General features: G+C 59.9%; 23 protein-coding genes and 1 tRNA gene. 7 read left to right on the plus strand and 17 right to left on the minus strand.

Annotation, left to right across the window (positions count from 1 at the left end; all coding sequences use genetic code 11):
• Positions 1 to 29 precede the first annotated feature (29 nt).
• From HMPREF9720_RS12590 to pepE, 3 genes are read right to left on the minus strand one after another with little or no spacing between them, the layout of a single operon-like run.
• Entirely contained in the window at positions 30 to 395 is a 366-nt protein-coding gene (locus HMPREF9720_RS12590; RefSeq protein ID WP_009598818.1) for a YraN family protein, read from the minus strand.
• Positions 396 to 400: 5 nt separating this feature from the next.
• The gene (locus HMPREF9720_RS12595; RefSeq protein WP_039940690.1) at positions 401 to 1,243 is read right to left on the minus strand and encodes a prephenate dehydrogenase; all 843 of its coding nucleotides are present in this window, start codon (positions 1,241 to 1,243) and stop codon (positions 401 to 403) included.
• A 53-nt stretch (positions 1,244 to 1,296) separates the two neighbouring features.
• Positions 1,297 to 1,998, minus strand: coding sequence for a dipeptidase PepE (pepE, locus tag HMPREF9720_RS12600; protein ID WP_009598895.1), 702 nt, complete (start codon positions 1,996 to 1,998; stop codon positions 1,297 to 1,299).
• 178 nt (positions 1,999 to 2,176) lie between these two features.
• Between pepE and HMPREF9720_RS12605 the strand changes: the two genes are divergently transcribed.
• The 7 genes from HMPREF9720_RS12605 to def all read left to right on the plus strand — a co-directional run bounded on the left by HMPREF9720_RS12605 (position 2,177) and on the right by def (position 8,158).
• Complete coding sequence (locus HMPREF9720_RS12605) at positions 2,177 to 2,413, plus strand: acyl carrier protein (protein WP_009598823.1); 237 nt, start codon at positions 2,177 to 2,179, stop codon at positions 2,411 to 2,413.
• 41 nt (positions 2,414 to 2,454) lie between these two features.
• Complete coding sequence (gene fabF, locus HMPREF9720_RS12610; protein WP_009598902.1) at positions 2,455 to 3,702, plus strand: beta-ketoacyl-ACP synthase II; 1,248 nt, start codon at positions 2,455 to 2,457, stop codon at positions 3,700 to 3,702.
• Positions 3,703 to 3,797: 95 nt separating this feature from the next.
• A complete protein-coding gene (gene rnc / locus HMPREF9720_RS12615; RefSeq protein WP_009598778.1) occupies positions 3,798 to 4,496 on the plus strand; it encodes a ribonuclease III in 699 nt (232 codons plus the stop codon).
• Positions 4,497 to 4,589: 93 nt separating this feature from the next.
• Positions 4,590 to 5,225 (plus strand): JAB domain-containing protein, encoded by a 636-nt coding sequence (locus HMPREF9720_RS12620; RefSeq protein ID WP_009598873.1) that lies wholly within the window; start codon positions 4,590 to 4,592, stop codon positions 5,223 to 5,225.
• Positions 5,226 to 5,647: 422 nt separating this feature from the next.
• On the plus strand, positions 5,648 to 7,192 hold the full coding sequence (locus HMPREF9720_RS12625; protein ID WP_009598779.1) for a glycine--tRNA ligase: 1,545 nt from the start codon (positions 5,648 to 5,650) through the stop codon (positions 7,190 to 7,192).
• 10 nt (positions 7,193 to 7,202) lie between these two features.
• Entirely contained in the window at positions 7,203 to 7,616 is a 414-nt protein-coding gene (gene ruvX, locus HMPREF9720_RS12630) for a Holliday junction resolvase RuvX (protein WP_009598783.1), read from the plus strand.
• Positions 7,613 to 8,158, plus strand: coding sequence for a peptide deformylase (gene def / locus HMPREF9720_RS12635; protein ID WP_009598912.1), 546 nt, complete (start codon positions 7,613 to 7,615; stop codon positions 8,156 to 8,158). The genes ruvX and def overlap by 4 nt, the downstream gene beginning before the upstream one ends.
• A gap of 83 nt (positions 8,159 to 8,241) precedes the next feature.
• Here def and HMPREF9720_RS12640 read toward each other — a convergent pair whose 3' ends face one another.
• The 14 genes from HMPREF9720_RS12640 to HMPREF9720_RS12705 all read right to left on the minus strand — a co-directional run bounded on the left by HMPREF9720_RS12640 (position 8,242) and on the right by HMPREF9720_RS12705 (position 22,315).
• Positions 8,242 to 8,826, minus strand: a complete 585-nt coding sequence (locus HMPREF9720_RS12640; protein ID WP_009598916.1) for an outer membrane beta-barrel protein — start codon at positions 8,824 to 8,826, stop codon at positions 8,242 to 8,244.
• Positions 8,827 to 9,440: 614 nt separating this feature from the next.
• Positions 9,441 to 9,908: an outer membrane beta-barrel protein gene (locus HMPREF9720_RS12645; RefSeq protein WP_009598827.1), complete on the minus strand. Its 468-nt coding sequence runs from the start codon at positions 9,906 to 9,908 to the stop codon at positions 9,441 to 9,443.
• 189 nt (positions 9,909 to 10,097) lie between these two features.
• Positions 10,098 to 12,827, minus strand: a complete 2,730-nt coding sequence (gene ppdK, locus HMPREF9720_RS12650; protein ID WP_009598846.1) for a pyruvate, phosphate dikinase — start codon at positions 12,825 to 12,827, stop codon at positions 10,098 to 10,100.
• Between the two features lie 172 nt (positions 12,828 to 12,999).
• Positions 13,000 to 13,950, minus strand: coding sequence for an endonuclease/exonuclease/phosphatase family protein (locus HMPREF9720_RS12655; RefSeq protein ID WP_009598892.1), 951 nt, complete (start codon positions 13,948 to 13,950; stop codon positions 13,000 to 13,002).
• Positions 13,951 to 13,960: 10 nt separating this feature from the next.
• Positions 13,961 to 14,188 carry a helix-turn-helix domain-containing protein gene (locus HMPREF9720_RS12660; protein WP_014774453.1) on the minus strand — a complete coding sequence of 76 codons (228 nt, stop codon included), beginning with the start codon at positions 14,186 to 14,188 and terminating at the stop codon, positions 13,961 to 13,963.
• Positions 14,189 to 14,555: 367 nt separating this feature from the next.
• Positions 14,556 to 15,872, minus strand: coding sequence for a tRNA 2-thiouridine(34) synthase MnmA (mnmA, locus tag HMPREF9720_RS12665; RefSeq protein WP_009598782.1), 1,317 nt, complete (start codon positions 15,870 to 15,872; stop codon positions 14,556 to 14,558).
• Between the two features lie 15 nt (positions 15,873 to 15,887).
• Positions 15,888 to 16,553, minus strand: coding sequence for a ribosome maturation factor RimM (locus tag HMPREF9720_RS12670; RefSeq protein ID WP_009598769.1), 666 nt, complete (start codon positions 16,551 to 16,553; stop codon positions 15,888 to 15,890).
• 211 nt (positions 16,554 to 16,764) lie between these two features.
• Positions 16,765 to 17,319 carry a 30S ribosomal protein S16 gene (locus HMPREF9720_RS15240; RefSeq protein ID WP_014774449.1) on the minus strand — a complete coding sequence of 185 codons (555 nt, stop codon included), beginning with the start codon at positions 17,317 to 17,319 and terminating at the stop codon, positions 16,765 to 16,767.
• Between the two features lie 188 nt (positions 17,320 to 17,507).
• Positions 17,508 to 17,581: transfer RNA gene (locus HMPREF9720_RS12680), tRNA-Arg, on the minus strand.
• Positions 17,582 to 17,846: 265 nt separating this feature from the next.
• Positions 17,847 to 18,230, minus strand: a complete 384-nt coding sequence (locus HMPREF9720_RS12685; protein WP_009598829.1) for a response regulator — start codon at positions 18,228 to 18,230, stop codon at positions 17,847 to 17,849.
• Between the two features lie 56 nt (positions 18,231 to 18,286).
• Positions 18,287 to 20,014, minus strand: a complete 1,728-nt coding sequence (locus HMPREF9720_RS12690; protein WP_009598910.1) for a M23 family metallopeptidase — start codon at positions 20,012 to 20,014, stop codon at positions 18,287 to 18,289.
• Positions 19,999 to 20,517: a regulatory protein RecX gene (locus HMPREF9720_RS12695; protein WP_009598797.1), complete on the minus strand. Its 519-nt coding sequence runs from the start codon at positions 20,515 to 20,517 to the stop codon at positions 19,999 to 20,001. Before HMPREF9720_RS12695 ends, HMPREF9720_RS12690 begins: the two co-directional genes overlap by 16 nt.
• Complete coding sequence (gene prmC / locus HMPREF9720_RS12700) at positions 20,499 to 21,341, minus strand: peptide chain release factor N(5)-glutamine methyltransferase (protein ID WP_009598882.1); 843 nt, start codon at positions 21,339 to 21,341, stop codon at positions 20,499 to 20,501. Before prmC ends, HMPREF9720_RS12695 begins: the two co-directional genes overlap by 19 nt.
• Positions 21,341 to 22,315 carry a chorismate synthase gene (locus HMPREF9720_RS12705; RefSeq protein ID WP_009598790.1) on the minus strand — a complete coding sequence of 325 codons (975 nt, stop codon included), beginning with the start codon at positions 22,313 to 22,315 and terminating at the stop codon, positions 21,341 to 21,343. The genes prmC and HMPREF9720_RS12705 overlap by 1 nt, the downstream gene beginning before the upstream one ends.
• Between the last annotated feature and the right edge of the window lie 2 nt (positions 22,316 to 22,317).

Here is a 22,317-nt window from a genome sequence, read left to right on the forward strand (position 1 = left end):
AGGTAGTATAATTTGTCGGAAATGCAAAATTACCAATTGTATTCCATGGCCTGCGGAATCAGGCGCACCTCCGTCTCTCCGCCGGGCATTACCTCCACGGCGATCAGGTCGAACTGCGCTTCGCGCTCCTCGCCCGTGCAGGCCATGTAACGCAGTGCGGCCCGTGTCAGCGCCCGGAATTTCTGCGGCGTTATGGCCGCTTCGGGCGGCGTGAGTCCGTCCGCACATCGGGTCTTGACCTCCACGAAGTGCACGAAATCCCCTTTGCGGGCCACGATGTCCAGCTCGTAACGGCCGCTCCGCCAGTTGAGCGCGCAAATTTCGTACCCCGCGCGCCGGAGAAACTCCGCCGCCGCGCGTTCGCCCATGCGTCCCGTCTCGGCCGTCGTGCCCATTGCGGTCAGTGAATGATGCGCTGGATCGAATTGGCCTTCTCGAAAGCGCCGGTCAGCCCTTCGGCGTCGTCGCGTTCGATCATCCTGCGCATGATCTGCAACTGGTGGATATGCTCGCGCAGGACGTCCAGCACGTTGTATTTGTTGCGTAGCAGGATCGGCACCCATGTCGCGGCGGCGCTCTTGGCCAGCCGCACGGTGCTCTCGAAACCGCCTCCCGCAAGGTCGAAGATGTGCCGCTCCTCGCGCTCTTTTTCGAGCACCGTGAGCGCCAGCGCGAACGAGGTCACGTGGGAGATGTGCGACACGTAAGCCGCGTGCAGATCGTGTTCTTCGGCTCCCATGTAGACTACGGGGACGTCCAGCGTGCGGAAGATGCGCTCGACCGTCGCCAGTGCGTCGGCGTCGCTGCGCTCCGCTTCGCACAGTACGGCGTTGCGACCCGTGAAAGCTCCGTGCTGCGCGGCCCGCGGCCCGCTGTACTCGGTGCCCCACATCGGATGCGCCGCCACGAAACGGCCGCGCCGCGCGTGCATCGAGATGACCTCGCACAGCTCGGCCTTGATCGACCCCATGTCCATCACCACCTGCCTGTCAGTCACATGGTTGAGCGCTTTTATGGCCATCAGCGGAATCGTGTCGACGGGTGTCGCCAGCACCACGAGATCGGCCTGCGGAACGCCCTCTTCGAGCGTCACGATGCGGTCGGCCAATCCGAGCCGGAGGGCTTCGGCGGCGTTTTCGTCCGACTTCTCGACGCCTAATATTTCGTCCGCTATTCCGCGGTCGCGCAATGCGAGGGCAAAGGAGCCTCCGATGAGTCCCAGACCCGCGATCAGAATTTTCATACCTATATATAATATATTCATTTACCGCCCGCAGCGCACTCCGGGCGGGGAAATCAGAGCAGGAACGACAGGTCGCCGCCCGGTTCGATTTCGAAAGTTTCCGTGCCTTTGCGGAACATGCGCATCGGGCGTTTTCCGATCAGTTCCAGTTTGCCCTCCTCGTAGCGGAGCATGCAGCCTTCGCGCAGTCCGGCCACCCAGCGGCGCGGGTTGGCTTCGATGTATTCGAGTATGCGTTGTTCACGCGTCTCGCCTGCATGTCCTTCGGGATTGGCGTCGAGGTAGTGGGGGTTGATCTGGAATTTCACGGCACCGACGGCCTTGAACGATTCAGGCTCCACGATGGGCATGTCGTTTGTTGTGCAGATGGTCGGACAGGCGACGTTGCTGCCTGCGGACCATCCGACATAGGGCGTTCCGGCTTTGATTTTACGCAGAATGGCCCTCATAAGCCCCTGCTCCTGCATTTTTTTTGCCAGCGCGAAGGTGTTGCCGCCGCCCACACATATGGCTTCGGCCTCGCGGATCATGCGCGCCGGATCCTTGGCGCGGTGGACCGAACGCACGCGGATGCCCAGCTCCGAGAAGCGCGCCTGCACCTTCTTTTCGTACTCGGCGTACGAGAAAGTCACGGCGGCGTAGGGAACGAAGACTATTTCGCGCACGCCCTGAAGAAACCGGCCTATTTCCGGCAGCGGATAACGGAGATATTCCTCCCCGGCATTGGTCGAATTAGAGATCAGAAGCAGTTTCATAAGAATATGGTTTTGAATCGGTTAATTGTGAAAATGTGCTAAATGTCGAAAAAGTTGTGAATAAAAAAAAGGTTCGTTTTGTCAAAAGTAATAAAAAAAGTGTTACTTTTGCGCAAAATTACCTCGGAAATAAGAAAGAACTATTTCCAAATAATTGTTTAACTAAAAAATTAAAATTATGTCAGAAATTCAATCAAAAGTTGTCGAAATCATTGTCGACAAACTGGGTGTTAAGGAGTCGGAGGTAGTGCCCGAAGCAAGCTTTACCAACCACTTGGGCGCAGACTCGCTCGACACCGTGGAGCTGATCATGGAATTCGAGAAGGCTTTCGATATCCAGATTCCGGACGAGGACGCTGAGAAGATCGCTACCGTAGGTGACGCGATCAACTATATCGAGGAGCACAAGAAATAATTTTACCAAAGGTTTTCACAGCCTCTTATAGCCTTAAATTTATGACAGAAAGAAGAGTAGTTGTTACGGGCATCGGTACGATCAACCCGCTCGGTAATAATATTGAAGAGTATTTTTCGAATTTGGAGAAGGGAGTCAGCGGTGCCGCACCGATTACTCATTTCGATGCTGAAAAGTTTAAGACGAAGTTTGCTTGTGAAGTAAAGAATTACGATTCGAGCCTCTATTTCGACCGTAAGGAAGTACGCAAGTACGACCTTTTTACACAGTACGCTCTGATCGCGGCCACGCAGGCCGTCGAGGATTCGGGTCTCGATCTGGAGACCGTGGACAAGGAGCAGGTGGGTGTAATATGGAGTTCGGGCATCGGAGGAATCAAATCTTTCTTCGATGAGTGTCTGGGCTGGGCCGCAGGGGATGGAACCCCGCGGTTTAGCCCGTTCTTTATTCCTCGCATGATCTCCGACATCGCGGCCGGTTTCATCTCCATGAAGTACGGCTTCATGGGGCCGAACTACTGCACGGTGTCGGCCTGCGCATCTTCGAACCACGGCATGATGGACGCCATGAACGCCATCCGTTACGGCAAGGCCGACGTGATGGTGACGGGCGGTTCGGAAGCTGCGGTCAACGAGCCGAGTGTCGGCGGTTTCAACTCCATGCAGGCGCTTTCCACGCGCAACGACGATCCCACGCACGCTTCGCGTCCTTTCGACAAGGACCGCGACGGATTCGTGATCGGCGAAGGCGCCGGCGCCCTGATTTTCGAGGAGTACGAGCACGCCAAGGCGCGCGGTGCGAGGATTTACTGCGAAGTCGTCGGCAGCGGCTGTTCGGCCGACGCCTACCACTTCACGGCTCCCCATCCCGAAGGAAAGGGCGCCATGAAATCGATGCGCGACGCCATCAAGGACGCCGGCATCAAACCCGAAGATATTGACTACGTGAACGTTCACGGCACTTCGACTCCCGCGGGCGACATCCCCGAACTGAAGGCAGTCGCCGGCGTGCTGGGCGATCACGTCTACAACATCAATATCTCTTCCACCAAGTCGATGACGGGACACCTGCTGGGTGCCGCCGGAGCCGCCGAGGCGCTGGCCTGCATCTTCGCCATTACGCACGGCGTGGTTCCCCCGACCATCAACTGCGAGAATCTCGATCCGGAGATCGACCCGAACCTGAACCTGACGCTGAACAAGGCGCAGAAGCGCGACGTGAAATGCGCGCTGAGCAATACGTTCGGTTTCGGCGGTCACAACTCCTCGATCATTTTCCGTAAACTCTAACGTTCTAAACCGTCCGGGCCGTGTTTGATTTCATACTGCGCCCCCTTAGAAGGAACTTCGGGCGGGATAAGGCGTATTACAGAATTATCGATGACATGTTCGGGTTCATCCCGAACAACATCGAGCTTTACAAGCTGGCTTTGATTCACAAGTCAGCTTCTTTGGTTTTGGAGGACGGCCGCGCTATCAACAACGAGCGGCTCGAATTTCTGGGCGACGCCGTCATCGAGGCGGTCACCTCCGACTACCTTTTTATCGAGTATCCCGACCGGGACGAGGGTTTCCTTACGCAGCTGCGGTCGAAAATCGTCTCCCGCCAGTCGCTCAACGTGCTGGCCGTGAATATCGGGCTGGACCGTCACGTCATTTCGAACGGCAGCACCAGCGTCACGCAGAAACATATCTACGGCGACGCTTTCGAGGCCATGATCGGCGCGGTCTACCTCGATCAGGGCTATGAATTCGTGAACCGGCTGCTCATCAACCGGATTTATTTCAGACACCTGAGTCTCGACGAGCTGACCGAATCGGAGACCGACTTCAAGAGCCGGCTGATCGAGTGGTGTCAGAAAAACCGTCACAAGATCGCTTTCCGCACCGGTTACGACAAGGAGTATTCGGCGAACCATCCGGTTTTCTACTCCACGGTGCTGGTCGACGGCATGGAGGTCGGCCACGGGTCCGGCGATTCGAAGAAGGAGGCCGAGCAGCATGCGGCTTTTTCGGTGGCGCAGTACATGAGCGACGAGCAGTGCGCCACGCTGCTGGACCGGGTGGACAGGCTGACGCAATAACTTTTGGTTATTTCCCGTGCGACTGTATTGCGTGCGGTCTCTGCCGGAGGCCGCCGGACGCATGGCGGGATAGCTTCCCTATAACATTTCCGAATGAAGACGATAGCCGATAAGATGGCGGCGCGTGGCGTCGATGCGCTGACCGACCGGGAATTGCTCTCCCTGCTTACCGAGGATGAACAGAGCGCCGAAGCGCTGCTTGCCGCTTACGGCGGATCGCTTGCGCGTGTCGGCTCGGAGGAGGCCGCCCGTCTGAGGATGATCGGCGGTCTGGGACTCCGGCGCGCCCGCATGCTGCTCGCCGCGGCCGAACTCGGCCGTCGCATCACCGCTGCGCGCGCCGCCGAAACCGACGTCGTCTCGTCGAGCGACGACGTGGTGCGGCTCTTCCGCCCGCAGCTCGAAACGCTCTCGCATGAAGAGTGCTGGGCCGTTTACCTCACCTCTTCGAACCGGATCATCGAACGCCAGCGGGTAAGTCAGGGCGGCGTGCAGGGCACGGTCGTCGATCACCGGCTGATTATCAAACGGGCTTTGGAACTGCTTGCCACACAGCTTATCCTGATTCACAACCACCCCTCCGGCGCCGCCGAAGCCAGTCCGCAGGACAAGGTGCTGACCGAAAGGATCGCGCAGGCGGCCGCGCTGTTCGACATCCGGCTGCTGGATCATATCATCATCGCCCGTGAAGGAGATTTCTCGTTCCTGCGCGAGGGACTGATTTCGTGACGCATTATTTGTCTCTTCCGATACTGCCGCACAACGCTATTATGGCGACGGCAATGAGCGCAATCAGAAGTTTTACGATTCCCGTCATTGGTTGATTTGGGTCTTTTCACCTGTTGCCGGACACAAAAGCGCGGACCTGTTTCCACATCCGCAAGTGGGGTATTGGACGACCCGTAAGGTAGAATGATGGAATATGCCCGCGCTGAAAAACAGCGAGAGCATCAACCTTTGTTCCTTACCTTACGCGAAAGTGTCCAATTTTCACCTGCAAGAAAAAAGCCGATGCGCTTTTTATGTCTCGTATGTCGGCCGCCCTCGCAGGCCGCCGTGACAAATATAGAAATAAAATCGCAACAGAACGGCTTAATTTCCATTTATTTTGTACTTTTGTAATTCGGAAAATAATTTAAAAACCAAATACGATGACACAGGAAGAACTCTTCAAAAAGCTGATCGCCCACTGCAAGGAATACGGATTCGTATTCCCGTCGAGCGAAATCTACGACGGTCTGGCTGCGGTGTACGACTACGGACAGAACGGCGTGGAGTTGAAAAACAACATCAAGCGCTACTGGTGGGATTCGATGGTCAAGCTGCATGAGAATATCGTGGGCATCGACGCCGCGATCTTCATGCACCCCCGTACGTGGGAGGCTTCGGGACATGTCGGCGCGTTCAACGACCCGCTGATCGACAACAAGGACTCGAAGAAGCGTTACCGTGCCGACGTGCTGATCGAAGACTGGCTCGCCAAGCAGGACGAGAAGATCGAGAAGGAGGTGGAGAAAGCCCGCAAGCGTTTCGGAGAGACTTTCGACGAAGCCAAGTACCGCGAAACTTCGCCCCGTGTTGCCGAGACGGCCGCCCGGCGCGACGAGATGCACAAGCGTTTCGTCGAGGCGCAGAACAGCGGCGATCTGGGCGAGCTGCGCCAGATCATCGTGGACTGTGAAATCGTCTGCCCGATTTCAGGTACGCGCAACTGGACCGAGGTGCGTCAGTTCAACCTGATGTTCTCGACCCAGATGGGCTCCACGGCCGAGGGCGCCAATACGATCTACCTCCGTCCCGAAACGGCGCAGGGCATCTTCGTGAATTTCCTGAACGTGCAGAAAACCGGACGCATGAAACTGCCGTTCGGTATCGCGCAGATCGGCAAGGCGTTCCGCAACGAGATCGTCGCCCGTCAGTTCATCTTCCGCATGCGCGAGTTCGAGCAGATGGAGATGCAGTTCTTCGTGCGCCCCGGCGAGGAGATGAAGTGGTGGCAGGCATGGAAGGAGACCCGTATGGCATGGCACCGCGCGCTGGGCTTCGGCGACGACCGCTACCGTTTCCACGACCATGAGAAGCTGGCGCACTATGCCAATGCCGCGACCGATATCGAGTACAACTTCCCGTTCGGCTTCAAGGAGGTCGAAGGCATTCACTCCCGCACGGACTTCGACTTGGGCAACCACCAGAAGTTCTCAGGCCGCAAGATCCAGTACTTCGATCCCGAAACGGGCGAGAGCTATGTACCCTACGTGGTCGAGACGTCGATCGGCGTGGACCGCATGTTCCTGCAGGTAATGTCTGCAGCCTATACCGAGGAGCAGCTCGAAGGCGGCGACTCGCGCGTCGTGCTGCGTCTGCCTGCGGCGCTGGCCCCCGTGAAGGTCGCCGTTCTGCCGCTGGTGAAGAAGGACGGCATGCCCGAAGTGGCGCAGAAGATCGTGGACCTCTTGAAATACGATTACAACGTCGTTTACGACGAGAAGGATTCCGTCGGCAAGCGTTACCGCCGTCAGGACGCCGTCGGCACGCCGTTCTGCGTGACCGTGGACGGTCAGACGCTCGAAGACAACACCGTGACGGTGCGTCACCGCGACACCATGCAGCAGGAGCGTGTTGCGATCGACAAGCTGCCCGCGCTGGTCGAGGAGGAGTGCTCCTACCGCAAGCTTTTCCGGAAGCTGAATCTGTAATCGCTGATCCGTGGGCCGCATCCTCGCCATAGATTACGGGACGAAGCGTACGGGAATCGCCGTGAGCGATCCCCTGCGGCTGATCGCCGGGGGGCTAGAAACCGTCGAAACGAAGGGACTCGAAGCGTGGCTGGCAAAATATTTCGCCGCGGAAGACGTTACTACGATAGTAGTGGGCAAGCCGACGCAGATGGACGGCACGCCTTCCGAAACGTGGCGTTTCGTCGAGCCGCTGGCAGCCCGGCTGCGCAGGGCCTATCCCGATAAGGAGGTGGTCTTTTACGACGAGCGTTTTACCTCGGTGCTGGCGCACCGCACGATGCTCGAAAGCGGTATCGGCAGGATGGCCCGGCGCAACAAGGCGTTGGTGGACAAGATTTCCGCCACGATTATTTTACAAAGTTATATGGAGTTTAACAAATGATTTATCCGATTGTCATATACGGGAACGAGGTGCTTCGCAAACAGTGCGAGGAGATTGCGCCCGACTATCCCGAAGTGAAAAAACTTGTCGAGGACATGTTCCAGACGCTCGGCGAAGCCGAAGGCGTCGGACTGGCCGCGCCGCAGATCGGCAAGGCCATTCGTCTGTTCATCGTCGATTGCACGCCGTGGGGCGAGGACGATCCCGAATGCGCCGACTACAAGCGTGCCTTTATCAATCCCGAAATCTACGCTTTTTCGGAGGAGAAGAAGACCTATAACGAAGGGTGTCTTTCCTTTCCGGGCATCCATGCCGATGTGCCTCGTTCGCTGGCCATCAGGATGCGTTATCTCGACGAAAACTTCGTCGAGCACGACGAGGAGTTCCACGGACTGAAGGCGTGGGTCATTCAGCACGAATACGACCATATCGAAGGCGTGGTCTTCACGGACCGCATCTCGCCGCTGCGTCGCAATCTGCTGAAAGGCAAGTTGCTGAACCTTGCCAAGGGAAAGTACCGTGCGGCCTATAAGACCAGATGATTCCGGCATTGTGCCGTACCGCATGAAAAAGCGGATCCCGACATCGGGATCCGCTTTTTGCATGTGTTATGCAGGTGCGTTTGTCAGAATCTGTACGCGGCGCCGACGTATACCACCAACGGGTTCGAACGGTCGCTGTCAAACATAGGCTCGTACTTGAGACCTGCGGAGATGTTCCAGCGGTGGGCGACGTTGAAGTCGAAACCTGCGCCGACACTCATGCCGACCGCCCAGTCCTTGATGTCATTGGCCACGATACCTACCTGCGGGAATACGCCCCACCAGTCGGCGATCTGGAATACGTAGTGTGCGTCGAAGTTGATGTCTACGGAGCTGTCTTTTTCCGTCAGTACATAGATCGACGGCTCGATGCGCCAGTGCGAATTGAAGCTGTAGCGGTAGTAGGCGCCGATACCGACCGAGGCGTCGTCCGTGTTGGTGTAGAAATTGACACGCGGACCCACCGCACTGCGGTAATCGGAGGGCGTGCCGCGGTAATTGCCGGCCTGAGCCGCATTGTTGTTGTAGGTCTGAGCCGCGTTGCGGTAGTTGTTTGTCTGAGCCGCATTGCGGTAGTTGTTGGTCTGAGTGTTGCGGTAGGTGTTGTCCTGAGCGGACGCTGCCCAAGCAAACAATGCCGCAACCGAGATGAGAAGAATTTTTTTCATAATTTTCAGTTAAATTTTATGTATTAATAAGTGGTTGTCAGTCATTTAATTCATATCTCCGGATTCGGAAAGCTTCCCGAACCGCCTTTGTTCCATTGCCTTAACGGCGTGCAACACTCGTGCCGCGATCGGTTGCCGCCGGAATTTGTGCGCGACCGGAGGTGAAAAACCGTCCCGTGCCGGAGGGCTGCGAAGCTCTCCGGAAGGGTTTTCAGGTCGCGGAATCCGGCCGATTTGCTGTATTTTACGGCGGACGGGCCGTGCGTTCTGTTTTGCTTGCGGGGGCTTTTGGCCGGGTGTTGAAAAATGTACGGCTCTCCGCCGCTGTAGCTCGTCGTTTCCGCTGCCGTTTCCGCTGCCGTCTCCGTTGCCGTCTCCGTTGCTGTCTTCACCGTCTCCGTTGCTGTCTTCGCTGTCTCTGTTGCTGTCTTCGCCGTTGCTGTCTTCACCGCCGTCGCAGCAGTCACCGTCGCTCGTTGTTGCTCGCTGCACTTCGTTGCGCGTTGGCTTTCGTGGCGGGCGGCAGTGGGGTGCGGGGCGTTCGCGGCCGGACATGAAAAATCCCGGAGACCTCGTCGAGGTCTCCGGGATATCGTTTTCCGGGTTGCGCCGGATTAGAACTTGTAGGTTGCGCCGATATTGATGAGAATCGGATTCTTGTGGTACTCAGCGGTCTGGATCATCCACTTGAAGCCTGCCGAGAGGTCCCAGTTGCGGGCTACCGAGAAGTCGGCGCCGCCGCCCAGATTGATGCCGCACGACCATCCGCCGATATCGTTGGCGCTCAGACCCGCCTGCGGATAGATATGCCAGTCCGGGGCGATATTGAAGAGGTACTGCACGTCGGCACTGATGTCCACCGAGCAGAATTTCTTGCAGATGGCCATGATGCCCGACTCCATGCGCCAGTTGTCGGTGAAGCTGTAGCGTCCGCTGGCTCCGATGCCGAAGATGGCGCCGTCGGCGCCTGTATTGGTATATACGCCGATTTTGGGTCCTACGGCCCAATTGCCCGGAGTTTGTGCTGATACGGTGGTCACTGCGAATAATGCGACGATTGCCGCAAAAAACATCTTCTTCATGTTCTGTTATTTTAATTCAACAAAAAAGTTGCGTGTTATACTGTTTGCCGATAGCAAATATACAAAACTTATCCGCTTTCGCCAAACATATTCAACGAACCGGACTTTTTTTCCGCTGAAAACGAAAGCCTGCGGCTTTCATGCCGCAGGCTTTCGTTTTCGGATATTCCGGCCGTAACCGGAGGAACGCTATTTCTCGTTGAGCGCGGCGTGTGCGGCCGCCAGACGTGCGATGGGCACGCGGAACGGCGAGCAGCTCACGTAGTTCAGCCCTGCGTAGTGGCAGAACTCGACCGACGAAGGTTCGCCGCCGTGTTCGCCGCAGATGCCGCATTTGAGTTTTTCGCGGGTCGAACGGCCCTTGAAAACGGCTTCGCGGATCAGCTGGCCCACGCCGTTGCGGTCGAGGATCTGGAACGGGTCGTTCTTGAGGATGCCCTTTTCGAGGTAAACGGGCAGGAACTTGCCGATGTCGTCGCGCGAGAAGCCCAGCGTCATCTGCGTCAGGTCGTTGGTGCCGAACGAGAAGAACTCGGCAACCTCGGCGATCTGGTTGGCCGTCACGGCGGCGCGCGGAACCTCGATCATCGTGCCGACCATGTAGTCGATCTTGTCGTTACGCTCGGAGAACACCTGCTCGGCCGTCGCGTCGATGATGCCTTTCTGGTAGCGCAGCTCCTTGTGGTTGCCTACGAGCGGAACCATGATCTCGACGTGTACCGGAATGCCCTGCGCCTTGACGTTCATGGCGGCTTCGATGATGGCGCGCGCCTGCATCTCGGTGATTTCGGGGTAGGTGTTGCCCAGACGGCAGCCGCGGTGGCCCAGCATCGGGTTGAACTCGGCCAGCGACTCGACTTTGGCGACGATTTTCTGGAGGGGTACGTTCATCTCCTTGGCCATCTCCTGCTGTCCCTTCTCGTCGTGCGGCACGAACTCGTGCAGGGGCGGGTCGAGAAGACGTACGGTCACGGGGAATCCGTTCATGGCCTTGAACAGACCCTCGAAGTCGCCGCGCTGGATCGGCAGCAGCTTGGCCAGCGCCACGCGGCGTCCGGCTTCGTCGTCGGCCAGAATCATCTCGCGGATGGCCTTGATGCGGTCGCCTTCGAAGAACATGTGCTCCGTGCGGCAGAGACCGATACCCTCGGCGCCGAATGCGAATGCCTGCAGGGCGTCCTTGGGGGTGTCGGCGTTGGCGCGCACCTTCAGCACGGCGTATTTGCCCGCAAGCTCCATCAGCTGGCCGAAATCGCCGCTCAGGTCGGCGGCCATCGTGGCTACCTGACCCAGATAAACCTCTCCCGTCGAGCCGTTGAGCGAAATCCAGTCGCCCTCCTTCACGGTGAAGCCGTTCACGCGGATCGTGCGGGTTTTATAGTCGATCTCCAGCTCGCCGGCGCCCGATACGCAGCATTTGCCCATGCCGCGTGCGACGACGGCCGCGTGCGACGTCATGCCGCCGCGTGCGGTCAGGATACCTGCCGCGTCAAGCATGCCCTTGAGGTCCTCAGGCGAAGTCTCGATGCGGACGAGGATCGCTTTCTGGCCCGACTCTGCGAGGATCTTCTCGGCGTCCTCGGCGAAGAACACCACCGGACCCGTAGCGGCTCCCGGCGATGCGGGCAGACCCTTGGTGATGACCTGCGCATTGGCGATGGCCTTCTTGTCGAATACGGGGTGCAGCAGCTCGTCGAGTTTGGCCGGCTCGCAGCGCAGCACGGCGGTGCGTTCGTCGATCAGACCTTCGCGGAGCATGTCCATCGCGATCTTGACCATGGCGGCGCCGGTGCGCTTGCCGTTGCGGCACTGGAGCATCCACAACTTGCCGTCCTGAATCGTGAACTCGATGTCCTGCATGTCCTTGAAGTACTGCTCCAAGTGGCGCTGAATCTCGTCCAGCTCCTTGTAAACCGTCGGCATGACCTCTTCGAGCGAAGGGTATTTCGTGCGGCGCTCCTCCTCGGAGACGTTCTGGGCCACGGCCCAGCGCTTCGAGCCTTCGATGGTGATTTGCTGCGGGGTGCGGATGCCGGCCACGACGTCCTCGCCCTGCGCGTTGATCAGGTACTCGCCGTTGAAGAGGTTTTCACCCGTCGCGGCGTCGCGCGAGAAGGCTACGCCCGTCGCCGAGTTGGCGCCCATGTTGCCGAATACCATGGCCTGCACGGTAACGGCCGTTCCCCACTCTGCGGGGATGTTGTTGAGCTTGCGGTAGAGGATGGCGCGCTCGTTCATCCACGAGCCGAACACGGCGCATACGGCTCCCCAGAGCTGATCCCAAGGGCATGCCGGGAAATCCTCGCCGGTCTGCTTCTTGACGGCGGCCTTGAAGTTCTGCACCAGCTCCTTCAGGTCGTCGGTCGTCAGGTCGGTGTCGTTCTTGACGCCGCGCTTCTCCTTCTGCTCCTCGATGATGACCTCGAACGGGTCGTGGTCCTCTTTCGATTCGGGCTTCATGCCCAGCACCACGTCGCCGTACATCTGTACGAAACGGCGGTACGAGTCCCATGCGAAGCGGGGGTTGCCCGTGCGCTTGGCGACAGCCTCCACGGCCTGATCGTTCATACCCAGATTGAGGATCGTGTCCATCATGCCGGGCATCGAGGCGCGTGCGCCCGAACGGACCGAAACCAGCAGCGGCATCTCCTTGTCGCCGAACTTCATGCCGGTCAGTTTCTCGATATTCTGCATCGCCCGCTCGACTTCGGGACGGAGCATCTTGATGACCGCCTCCTTGCCGTGGGCATAATATTCCGCACATACTTCGGTGGTGATGGTGAATCCCGGAGGAACGGGAATGCCGATGAGGTTCATCTCCGCAAGGTTGGCACCTTTGCCGCCGAGCAGTTCACGCATTTTGCCGTTGCCTTCGGCTTCCTTGTTGCCGAAGGTATAGACTCGTTTTACGTCTGCCATAATTTTTTTTCTTGGTTAATTTAATGATATGTAAATTTATAAAAATTTTTAGCTAATCTCTTCCCCTACAGACGAAAATTGCGGTGACATCGCTGTTACCGCCTCGTCGAAGAATCCTATTTGCCGTTGGGAATGCGAATATAGGAAAACTTTTCTGAAATTCCAAAAAATTCTACTCCAAGTAAACGAATACCGGCAGGGCGTAGCCGAAGCCGCCCCGGTAACGCCGTCTCTCGTAGGTCGGCAGCGGGTTACCCGTCTTGGGATCAAGCAGATAGCGGCGGGCGAAAACGTCGCCGCCCGAACATATCAGCGCGGTGTCGGCCAGAATGCGGTCGCGCATGAGCCAGCCTCCGCGGCGGCGGACGTTGCCCCGGCCCAGCCGGGCCGGACGTTCGAGGGCGTCGCGCAGTCCGTATGCCGCCGCGTCGAGCGAGGCGGTGCGCCCCAGAACGATCAGCTTCACGCCGGGGCGTTCTTCGCGCAGGTCGCGGACGACCCATTCGGCCATGCGCGTGTCGCTGCACAACACCAGTCCCACGGTGTCGGTGCGCGACGGGCGGACCGGGCGGCCGGTTGTGCGGCGGGTGCGCGGGGCGGGGAAGCGCAGGGTGCCTTCGATGTAGAGATAGCGGCGTCCCGGCTCCTCGTAGTGGGGATCGAAGAGGTCGCCGTAGTAGAGCAGTGCGAAATCCATGCCGTCGAGCGAGTTAAGCGTGCAGTGCAGGTAGCTGTAGTCGCCCCGGCAGGCCGCCGCGATGTCGCGCACGACCGCTTCGTTTTCGACGCTCCACAGCGCGACGAGCGGCATGCGCATCGAGTCGATGACGGCGGCCGTGCGGGCTATCTTGCGGCGGTAGCGTTCCGTGTCCCACGCGAGACGGCCGCCGGGCGTGTAGTCGCTGTCGTCGTAAAAGAGCGCCGGTATGGTGTCGTAGAGGTGGTCGAGGTCGCAGTAGGCGATGCCGATGCGGGGCTGGGCGAGGGCGCAGCGGATGCCGGAGAGGAGGAGCGCTGCGAGAAGAAGCGTGCGGAACGGCAGGAGCGGACGTTTCCCGGATCGGTATTTCGGTCCGGTCCGGGGACGGTGCTTGGTGGCTGATGCCGTGCGGTGCGGGAACATGGGCCGAAGGTCAGATCGGTTCTTCGGGCAGAAACTTGCGCGGCGAACAACCCAGAAATTTGGCGATCTCGTTGATGTGGATTATGTTGTATTTTGTGTTATACTTCGGACTTTCGACCTGACCGACAAAACCGCGCGAAACGCCGATCCCAAAGGACAACATGGCCTGAGATACTTTCTGAGCCCTTCGTTCGCGTCGAATGGCGTCGATTACGTATAGGTCGATCGCTGTTTTCACAATGTACGTTTTTCGGATGTAAAACTAAAAAACGTGCCATTATGAATGACCGCTTATACCTAAGCAATACTTATCTATGTCTAAGTGACCTTCCGGCTCTCGCCGGGGCATAAAAAAGACGGAGGAAAAAACCTCCGTTGCCGTATATCTCCCTGATGCCGTTCCCCGATGCCGATTACGGGGTCTGCAAAGCCGCTTTTTCGAACTTCGTCTTTGCGTATGCCCCCTTGAACGAAAGGTAGTAGGTCCTGAAATCTTCGATATTCATAGGCTGAACGTTTGATTGGAGTCGGAATTATCCCGATGTTTTTCCGGTGTTTTTCCGGTGTGCGGCAAGCAGCGGCGTTTGGCGGCTGCGGGAACGCGGTCATTCGGAGATTACGCCCGAACCGACCAGTTCGTCGCCGTCGTACCATGCGGCGAACTGTCCGGGCGTGATGCCCCGCTGGGGTTGGTCGAAGAGGATGTAGGCGCCTCGGTCGCGCATGAAGAGCGTCGCGTCCTGAAGCGGCTGGCGGTAGCGGATGCGGACGCTGAAGCGGGCGCTCTGTCCGGGCGAGAGGGCGCGTGCGGGATTGACCCAGTGGATTTCGCCGGGAGCGATGTGCAGCGCCGGACGCCACAAACCGGGATGGGCGTCGCCCTCGCCGACGTAGATGACGTTCTGCGCGGTGTCGGTCGCAAGGATGAAGAGCGACTCCCGGCGGCCGCCGATGCCCAGCCCCTTGCGCTGGCCGATGGTGTAGAAATGCGCACCGTTGTGCTCGCCGATCTTCTTGCCGTCGCGTACGGTGTAGCGCCACGGGGCGGCGAGGACGGTAAGGCGTTCGGTCGAAGGTTCGCCGTCGGTTCGGGCGACTTCGGCATCCGCTGCAGCAGGTATAGCGCGGTTTTCGGTCGAAAGCGTGCTGTTCGTCCGGGCGTCTGACGTACCGGGGCCAGCGGCGTTTTCGGCTTTGGCCGGGGCTGCGGCCAAAGCCCGGTCGTATTTCGGCCACGAAGGGAGGATCTCGTGGACGTTGCCCTTTTTCGAAGCCAGTTTCTGCTGGAGGAAAGCAGGCAGGTCCACCTTGCCCACGAAGCAGATGCCCTGCGAATCTTTGCGCTTGGCGGTGGCGAGTCCCTGCTTAGCGGCGATGCGCCGTACTTCGGGTTTCAGCAGATCGCCGATCGGGAACAGGGCGTAGCGCAGCTGCTCCTGCGAAAGCTGGCAGAGAAAATAGCTCTGATCCTTGTTGGGGTCGGCGCCAGCGAGCAGCTTGAAGACCGTCCGTCCGTCGGGAAGAACCTCTTCGGCCTTGCGGCAGTAGTGGCCCGTGGCGACGAAGTCCGCGCCCAGCTTGAGGGCTTCGCGCAGAAAGACGTCGAACTTGATTTCGCGGTTGCACAGCACGTCGGGGTTGGGCGTGCGGCCCTTTTCGTACTCGGCGAACATGTAATCGACCACGCGCGTACGGTAGTCGGCCGAGAGGTCCACGACGCGCAGCGGAATGTCGAGCCGTTTGGCGACCAGCTCGGCGAAAACCCGGTCGTCGTGCCACGGGCAGTCGCCTTCGAGCGTGCCCGTGGTGTCGTGCCAGTTGATCATGAAAAGCCCCGTGACGTCGTGCCCCTGCCGTTTGAGGAGATACGCCGCGACGGACGAATCCACGCCGCCCGATAATCCGATTACTACATGTGCCATATTATCTTGAAAACCTTATAAGTCGATCAGCCCTTCGGGCAGTACCATCTTCATCGTGCGTCCCTCGAAGTCGATATGGGCGATGAACTCCTCGGCGGCGGGGACCAACACCCGGCGGCCGCCGATTTCCAGCTCGAAGAGCGGGTTGGCTTCGCTGTCATAATAGTCCGCGACCCTGCCTGCGAATTGTCCGGCAGGGGGCATGCTGTCGCCGGCGTCGCTGCCGGCGCTGTTGGCGTTGGCATTATCGTTGCTGCCGCCTCTGCTGCCGTCGTCGTTGCAGGTGTCGTTGTTTGCGTTGTTGCCATCGTCATTTCCGCCGTTTCCGCCGTTTTCCGTGCCGCCGTGCCGCATCTCGAAGCCCGTAACGGCGAATCCGATCAGGTCCTCCATGTAGAATTCGTCGTCATTCTCCTCGTCGAATCGGATGCGGAATTCGAGGCCGAGCAGCTCCTGCGCCCGGCGTTCGGTGTCGAAGTCGGCGAATGCGGCGACGGCGCCTGAGGCTCCGCGGCGTTCGAAACGTTCGCACCAGAGCGGCACTTCGAGGGCGTCGATGGTGACCAGCAGCGGGGTGTCGGTGTCGAAATCCGCGGGGAAATCGGCGTAAAGCGACAGCATCACTCCACCGTCTGTGCCGAAAAGCTTGTTGATTCTGCCTGCGGGTATGGAAACGCTCATGTCGGTTCGGTTTACGGTGTTTTATCCTCCGTATCGCGTGGAGCGTGCGATTCTCGCTCGTCCGGCGGTGCGGCAGGGGGACTTTCCATGCGTGGCGTGGCACTGCGGGGCGTACCGCCCGGCCGGAAAGAGTTTACAAAAGTAATGAAAAAAACCGGTAAATTCCCGCGTTGGGAAATTTACCGGGATTCCGGAAAGAAGCGTTCTGCGCTTATTCTGCGGCGGGAGCTTCGGCTTCGCCTTCAGCGGGTGCTTCTGCGCCCTCTGCGGCAGCGGCCTGCTCGGCCTCCTTGGCGGCAGCTTCGGCTGCGGCCTTCTTCTCGGCGATGGCCTTTGCGCGCTCCTCCTTGACTTTGGCTTCGGCGGCCAGACGGGCCTTTTCGGCCGACTTGGCATCCGCTTCGAGCTTGTTGCCCTTAGCCTCGATCTTACCGGCCTTCTCGGTCATCCATTTGTTGAAACGAGCTTCGGCTTCGGTCTCCGAGAATGCGCCCTTGGCGATACCGCCCAGCAGGTGCTTCTTGTATAATACGCCCTTGTACGAGAGAATTGCCCGACAGGTATCCGTAGGTTGTGCGCCTTTCTGCAACCAGCCCAGTGCTTTCTCGAAGTCCAGGTCGATCGTAGCAGGATTCGTGTTGGGGTTGTAGGTACCCAGCTTCTCGATAAATCTACCATCACGTGGCGCCCTGCTATCTGCGGCAACGATGTGATAGAAGGCGTAACCCTTCTTACCATGACGTGCCAGACGAATTTTAACAGCCATTTTGCTATAAAATTTTGTTGTAATTAATAAAAAACGCTCACCCACTTTGGGCTTTTAAGCCTGCAAATGTAGGCAAAATATTCCGCCCGGCAAAATAAATTGCGGAAAAATGCGCGCGGAAGGCTGTTTTATGGCGTTTTCGATACGGATGAAAAAATGCCGGGCCGCATTTGCGGCCCGGCGTCGAGTGATCCCGGCGGGATTCGAACCCACGACCGACAGCTTAGAAGGCTGTTGCTCTATCCAACTGAGCTACGAGACCATGTCGATTTTCGGGTGCAAAAGTACGAAATTCCGAAGTATCTACAAATTTATTTCGTGTTTTCTTGTTTTATCTGCATCGGACGGCCGGCGTTTTATTCCGGACCGGGCGTCTGCGGAAGCGCCGCTGAGCCTTGTAAAAACAAGCCGGACGGTCTGTCCGGCTTGTTTTGAGTCTAGTGCGGGGCGCCTGTTTTCGGGGCCGGCCGCTGGAGACGGTGTGGGTGTGAGGCGGATTTGCGACGGCTGTTCCCGGACTTTCTCTGTTATTTGTTCAGGTATTTGTCCAGATACATTTTCAGTTCGCGCGGCATGACGGGTTTGGTGATGAATCCGTTGCAGCCGGCTTCCTCGGCAGTGCGGCGGTCGGTGTCGAAGGCATAGGCCGTTTGCATGATCACGGGCAGTTCGGCCGTATGGCGGCGAATCTCCTTCAGCGCCTCGATGCCGTCCATGACGGGCATTTTGATGTCCATCAGTATTGCGTCGGGCTTGTGCTCCATGGCAAAATCGACAGCCTCCCTGCCATTCTTGGCCCATAGCAGATCGTACTCTTTTTTGAGTATTATTTCCAGAAGCTTGTAGTTGCTCTCGACATCTTCCGCTATCAGAATCAAGGGTTTCCGTACGTCGGGATTGTTGTCTGTCATTGTGTTTGTTGTTGGGATGTGTGCAAATATAGAAAATAATTCCTGAATTTAAGAGTTTACCGCCAAAATGTTCCCTCCCAGCGGGCTGTATTGCCGCATCTGTCCGTCACCGTGAGCTGCACGCTGCGGCGTTTTTTTGCGGCGGGTAGGTCGAACGCATGTACGAGCGTACCCTGCATCGGGAAACGGTCGCAGGGCACCCAGCGGCCGTCGATGAGCAGCGTGCAGGAGGCGATGCCTGAGAAATTGTCGCTCACGCGGAAGCGGATGCTGCGGGCGCCGCCGAGGTCGGCCCCTTCGCTGAAGAGCGGCCGGATGCGCGGCGGTATGATGTCGGCGGCGACGAAGATGTCGCCCGTGGTGCGGGTCGTCGCCGTCACGGCGCCGTCGGCGTATCTGCCTCCGATGCAGGCGATGCGTCCTTTGGCCGTACGGGTCGCGAGAACCGTACGGGACTGCATGTCGTCGGGCACGAAGGCGTGTACGGAGACCGTCATCGGGTGGCGCAGGGGCGTCTCTGCGTCGAGGATGCGGTAGGCGGGCGAGAGGACCGCCGCCGTGGAGTCGGATGCGGGGGCTTGACGCTGTTCCGGGCGGCAGAAAATGGGTTCGTAGACCGCTCCTGCGGGGATGCGGGCCGTCAGATCGCGGCCCGCACGGACTAAAGCCACCTTTTCGGGCCGCAGGACGACGGCCGTGCTGTCAGCTTCGGCGCGGAGCGTTTCCGTGCGGCCGAGAATGTCGAATTCGAGCTGCGAGCGGTTGCCGCAGTCGTCTTCGGCTTCGATGCGGATGCGCCGTTTCTCGCCCTCGGCGGTGCGGACGAGGCCGCGCTCCCGCATGACGGGATAGAAGCAGTCGGGCGATTCGGCCAGCTGCGCCAGCCGGATCACCTCGTTGCGCGAGGTGAGCTGCATGGGGTAGTGGCTCACGGCGTCGCAGCAGCGCGAAAGGTCGTGCGTGAAGCCGTCCATGCGGTATTCGAACCGGGGATCGCCGTCCACGGACATGCTCGCCCTCCATAGTCCGAAGGTGTTGTGCACCCCGTTGCGGCGGTCGCTGGCTTCGAGGACGAAATAGCCTTTGCGTCCCGTGCCGACAGGCTCTTCGCGCGTCAGCCGGTAGCGGCCTTCCGCTTCGCGGACGACGGCATAGCTCTCCGGACTGCCGTGGACGGGAACGCCCTGCACGCTGTCCACCTCGATGTAGTGGATGCGCATGATGCGGGGCGGCAGGTCGTCGTCGGGGCGGACGACGCCTTCGCGCACGACGTTGTAGAGCCGCTGGGTCGGGGTGTCGCGCAGTTCGAAATGCAGATGGGGCCCCATCGACGAACCGCTGTTGCCCGAAAATCCGATCGTGTCGCCCTGTGCGACGGGCCATGCGCCGGGGCCGAACCAGAGATCGACGCTGTTCGCGCGGCGGCGGCAGCGTTCTTCGCGGACCTGTTTTTCGATGTCGCCGCGGAACCGTTGCAGGTGGCCGTATACGGCCGTCGTGCCGTTGCCGAGCGTGAGGTATATCGCCCGTCCGTAGCCCGACGGGCTGACGCTCACGCGCGAGACGTAACCGTCGGCCACGGCCACGAGGGGTTTGCCCTCGCCGCCCTCGGTCTTGATGTCTATGCCGCCGTGGAAGTGTCCGGGACGCATTTCGCCGAAGTTGGCCGAGTAAAGCCCCGCGACGCCGCGGATCGGATATATGTAATCTCCGGGGTTGAGCCGCTGGCCCTGCGCCCCGGAGCAGATCGTCGTGAAAAGCAGTAATGTCAGAATTCGTCGCATGTCTCCGTGTCCGTCACGAGCGCGGCGGCGCTGTCGAGCACCGTTTCGTAGTCGTATCCCAGCGAAAGCCCGTAACGTATCAGTTTGGTTTTGAGTTCGTATTGTGTCGTATGTCTGGTCGTCCGCATCTTGCGTTCCAGCTGCTGCCGCAGCCGGCCGGCCATATCCTGACGGTCGGCCTGCGCCAGCGCCGCGTCGATCAACTCCCGGTCGATACGCTTGCGCTGCAGGGCCGTGCGGATCTTGTATTCGCCCCAGCCGCTCAGCCGCAGTTTGTCGCGCACGAAAGCTTCGGCGTAACGGCCGTCGTCGATGAAGCGGTCGCGGACGAGCCGCGCCAGCACCTGCTCGCCCTCGCGCTCCGCAAGCCCCCAGCCGCGCATCAGCCGCCGGGCGTCGTCCTGCGACTTCTCGGCGCGTGCGCAGAGCCGCATGAGTGCGGCGAGGGCCTGTTCGGGCGTTTTGGCGCGTTTCCCGGTCTTTTTTACTTCAGGCGGCTGCATGTCATGCGGGGTTTGCCGTTGAGGTCTTCGCGGACCTCGGTGTCCGTATATCCCTCTTCGCCGAGCATGCGGCGCATGGCCTCGGCGAAGCGTTCGTAAATTTCGAAGTAGAGCCTGCCGCCGGGGCGGAGCGTCCGCCGTCCGGCGCGGGCGATGGCGCGGTAGAAGCGCAGCGGGTCGTCGTCGGGGACCAGCAGCGCTTCGTGAGGCTCGTATTCCCGCACATTGACGTGCATCGCGGGCAGGTCGCTCTGCGGCACGTAGGGCGGGTTGGAGACGATGACGTCGAACGGTCCCGGAAAGACTTCGGCCAGATCGCTCAGGGCGTCGGCCTTGCGCAGGATGACCCCGGCGCCGAGCGCCCGGCAGTTGCGGGCGGCGGTTTCCAGCGCCGTGTCGGAGATGTCCGCCGCATATACCTGCGCGCCGGGCAGCGCCAGCGCGAGGGTGGCCGCGATGCAGCCGCTTCCGGTGCCCACGTCGAGCAGAGTGGCGGCTTCGGTTTTGGCCTGCGCGATCCATGCCGCCAGCTCTTCGGTTTCGGGCCGGGGAATCAGCACCCCTTCGTGCACGGCGAACGTGCGGCCGCAGAACTCCGTGCGCCCCACGACATACTGCACCGGACGGCCTGCGGCCAGCTGGCCGAGGATGTCGTCCAGCTCCGCGATTTCGAGCGGCGCGCCGGGATCGGTCAGCAGGGCCGACGCGCTCAGCCCCGACAGCTCCGAGACGGCGACGAGGGCGATGCTCCGTGCTTCACGCGCCCCGTAGAGGGGCGCGAGGCGTGCCGAAATACGGCCGAGTATGTCGCGGCGCGTGGTCATTAGCGGATGAAGTTGGCCAGCGCGATGGCTACGGCGGCTTCGACGACCACCGCGCCCCGCAGGGCGACGCAGACGTCGTGGCGGCCGCGGATCATCAGCGGCTCGACCTTGTTCGTGGCCAGATTGTAGGTCATCTGTTCGCGGCCGATGCTCGGCGTGGGCTTGACGGCGGCGCGGACGACGAGTTCGTTGCCGTTGGTCAGTCCGCCGTTGATGCCGCCCGCGTTGTTGGTCGCTGTCGTGCCTTCGACGTCGAGGAACGGGTCGTTGTTCTCGGAGCCGCGCATGCGCGCCCCGGCGAAGCCGCTGCCGAATTCCACGCCCTTGACGGCGGGAACCGAGAAGAGCAGGTGGGCGATCATGCTTTCGGCCGAGTCGAAGAAGGGCTGTCCCAGCCCCAGCGGAACGCCCTGTACGCGGCATTCGATGATGCCGCCTACGGAGTCCTGCTCGGCGGCCGCGGCGCGCAGCACCTCGTCGAAGCCCTCCGGGTCGGTGCAGCCTCCGATCTCCGCGATGCGGGTGTCGAAGGTCACGCCCGGCGGCAGTATCTTCTTGGCGACCACGCCTGCGGCCGTGAGTGCCACGGTCAGGCGGGCCGAGAAGTGGCCGCCGCCGCGCGGGTCGTTGAAGCCGTTGAATTTGTGATAGGCCACCATGTCGGCGTGCGAGGGCCGGTAGTGGCGCATCACGTTGGCGTAGTCCTGCGAATGGGTGTCGCGGTTGGCGAACTCGATGGTCAGCGGGGCGCCCGTGGTCATGCCGTTGTAGAGTCCCGACACGATCTGCGGGATGTCGGGTTCGCGGCGCGGCGTGGTGCCGCGCGCGCCGCTGCGCCGCCGTGCGAGGTCGGTTTCGAAATCCTCCGCCGAAAGCGGGACGCCTGCCGGAATGCCGTCGATCGAGATGCCGATCTGCTGGCCGTGCGACTCGCCCCAGATGGCGAGCCTGAAGTTATGACCGAAAATGTTCATGG

This window comes from Alistipes sp. HGB5, from assembly GCF_000183485.2.
GTDB lineage: Bacteria > Bacteroidota > Bacteroidia > Bacteroidales > Rikenellaceae > Alistipes > Alistipes finegoldii.

Bases quoted from the DNA above. Each gene is read 5' to 3' on its own strand.
- HMPREF9720_RS12605 (WP_009598823.1), top strand. From the start codon at position 2,177: ATGTCAGAAATTCAATCAAAAGTTGTCGAAATCATTGTCGACAAACTG.
- HMPREF9720_RS12670 (WP_009598769.1), bottom strand. From the start codon at position 16,553: ATGAGCGTTTCCATACCCGCAGGCAGAATCAACAAGCTTTTCGGCACA.
- pepE (WP_009598895.1), bottom strand. From the start codon at position 1,998: ATGAAACTGCTTCTGATCTCTAATTCGACCAATGCCGGGGAGGAATAT.
- mnmA (WP_009598782.1), bottom strand. From the start codon at position 15,872: ATGGCACATGTAGTAATCGGATTATCGGGCGGCGTGGATTCGTCCGTC.
- fabF (WP_009598902.1), top strand. From the start codon at position 2,455: ATGACAGAAAGAAGAGTAGTTGTTACGGGCATCGGTACGATCAACCCG.
- rnc (WP_009598778.1), top strand. From the start codon at position 3,798: ATGTTCGGGTTCATCCCGAACAACATCGAGCTTTACAAGCTGGCTTTG.
- HMPREF9720_RS12655 (WP_009598892.1), bottom strand. From the start codon at position 13,950: ATGTTCCCGCACCGCACGGCATCAGCCACCAAGCACCGTCCCCGGACC.
- HMPREF9720_RS12685 (WP_009598829.1), bottom strand. From the start codon at position 18,230: ATGACAGACAACAATCCCGACGTACGGAAACCCTTGATTCTGATAGCG.
- HMPREF9720_RS15240 (WP_014774449.1), bottom strand. From the start codon at position 17,319: ATGGCTGTTAAAATTCGTCTGGCACGTCATGGTAAGAAGGGTTACGCC.
- prmC (WP_009598882.1), bottom strand. From the start codon at position 21,341: ATGACCACGCGCCGCGACATACTCGGCCGTATTTCGGCACGCCTCGCG.
- HMPREF9720_RS12590 (WP_009598818.1), bottom strand. From the start codon at position 395: ATGGGCACGACGGCCGAGACGGGACGCATGGGCGAACGCGCGGCGGCG.
- HMPREF9720_RS12705 (WP_009598790.1), bottom strand. From the start codon at position 22,315: ATGAACATTTTCGGTCATAACTTCAGGCTCGCCATCTGGGGCGAGTCG.
- def (WP_009598912.1), top strand. From the start codon at position 7,613: ATGATTTATCCGATTGTCATATACGGGAACGAGGTGCTTCGCAAACAG.
- HMPREF9720_RS12640 (WP_009598916.1), bottom strand. From the start codon at position 8,826: ATGAAAAAAATTCTTCTCATCTCGGTTGCGGCATTGTTTGCTTGGGCA.
- HMPREF9720_RS12645 (WP_009598827.1), bottom strand. From the start codon at position 9,908: ATGAAGAAGATGTTTTTTGCGGCAATCGTCGCATTATTCGCAGTGACC.
- HMPREF9720_RS12620 (WP_009598873.1), top strand. From the start codon at position 4,590: ATGAAGACGATAGCCGATAAGATGGCGGCGCGTGGCGTCGATGCGCTG.
- HMPREF9720_RS12625 (WP_009598779.1), top strand. From the start codon at position 5,648: ATGACACAGGAAGAACTCTTCAAAAAGCTGATCGCCCACTGCAAGGAA.
- HMPREF9720_RS12695 (WP_009598797.1), bottom strand. From the start codon at position 20,517: ATGCAGCCGCCTGAAGTAAAAAAGACCGGGAAACGCGCCAAAACGCCC.
- ppdK (WP_009598846.1), bottom strand. From the start codon at position 12,827: ATGGCAGACGTAAAACGAGTCTATACCTTCGGCAACAAGGAAGCCGAA.
- HMPREF9720_RS12690 (WP_009598910.1), bottom strand. From the start codon at position 20,014: ATGCGACGAATTCTGACATTACTGCTTTTCACGACGATCTGCTCCGGG.
- HMPREF9720_RS12595 (WP_039940690.1), bottom strand. From the start codon at position 1,243: ATGAAAATTCTGATCGCGGGTCTGGGACTCATCGGAGGCTCCTTTGCC.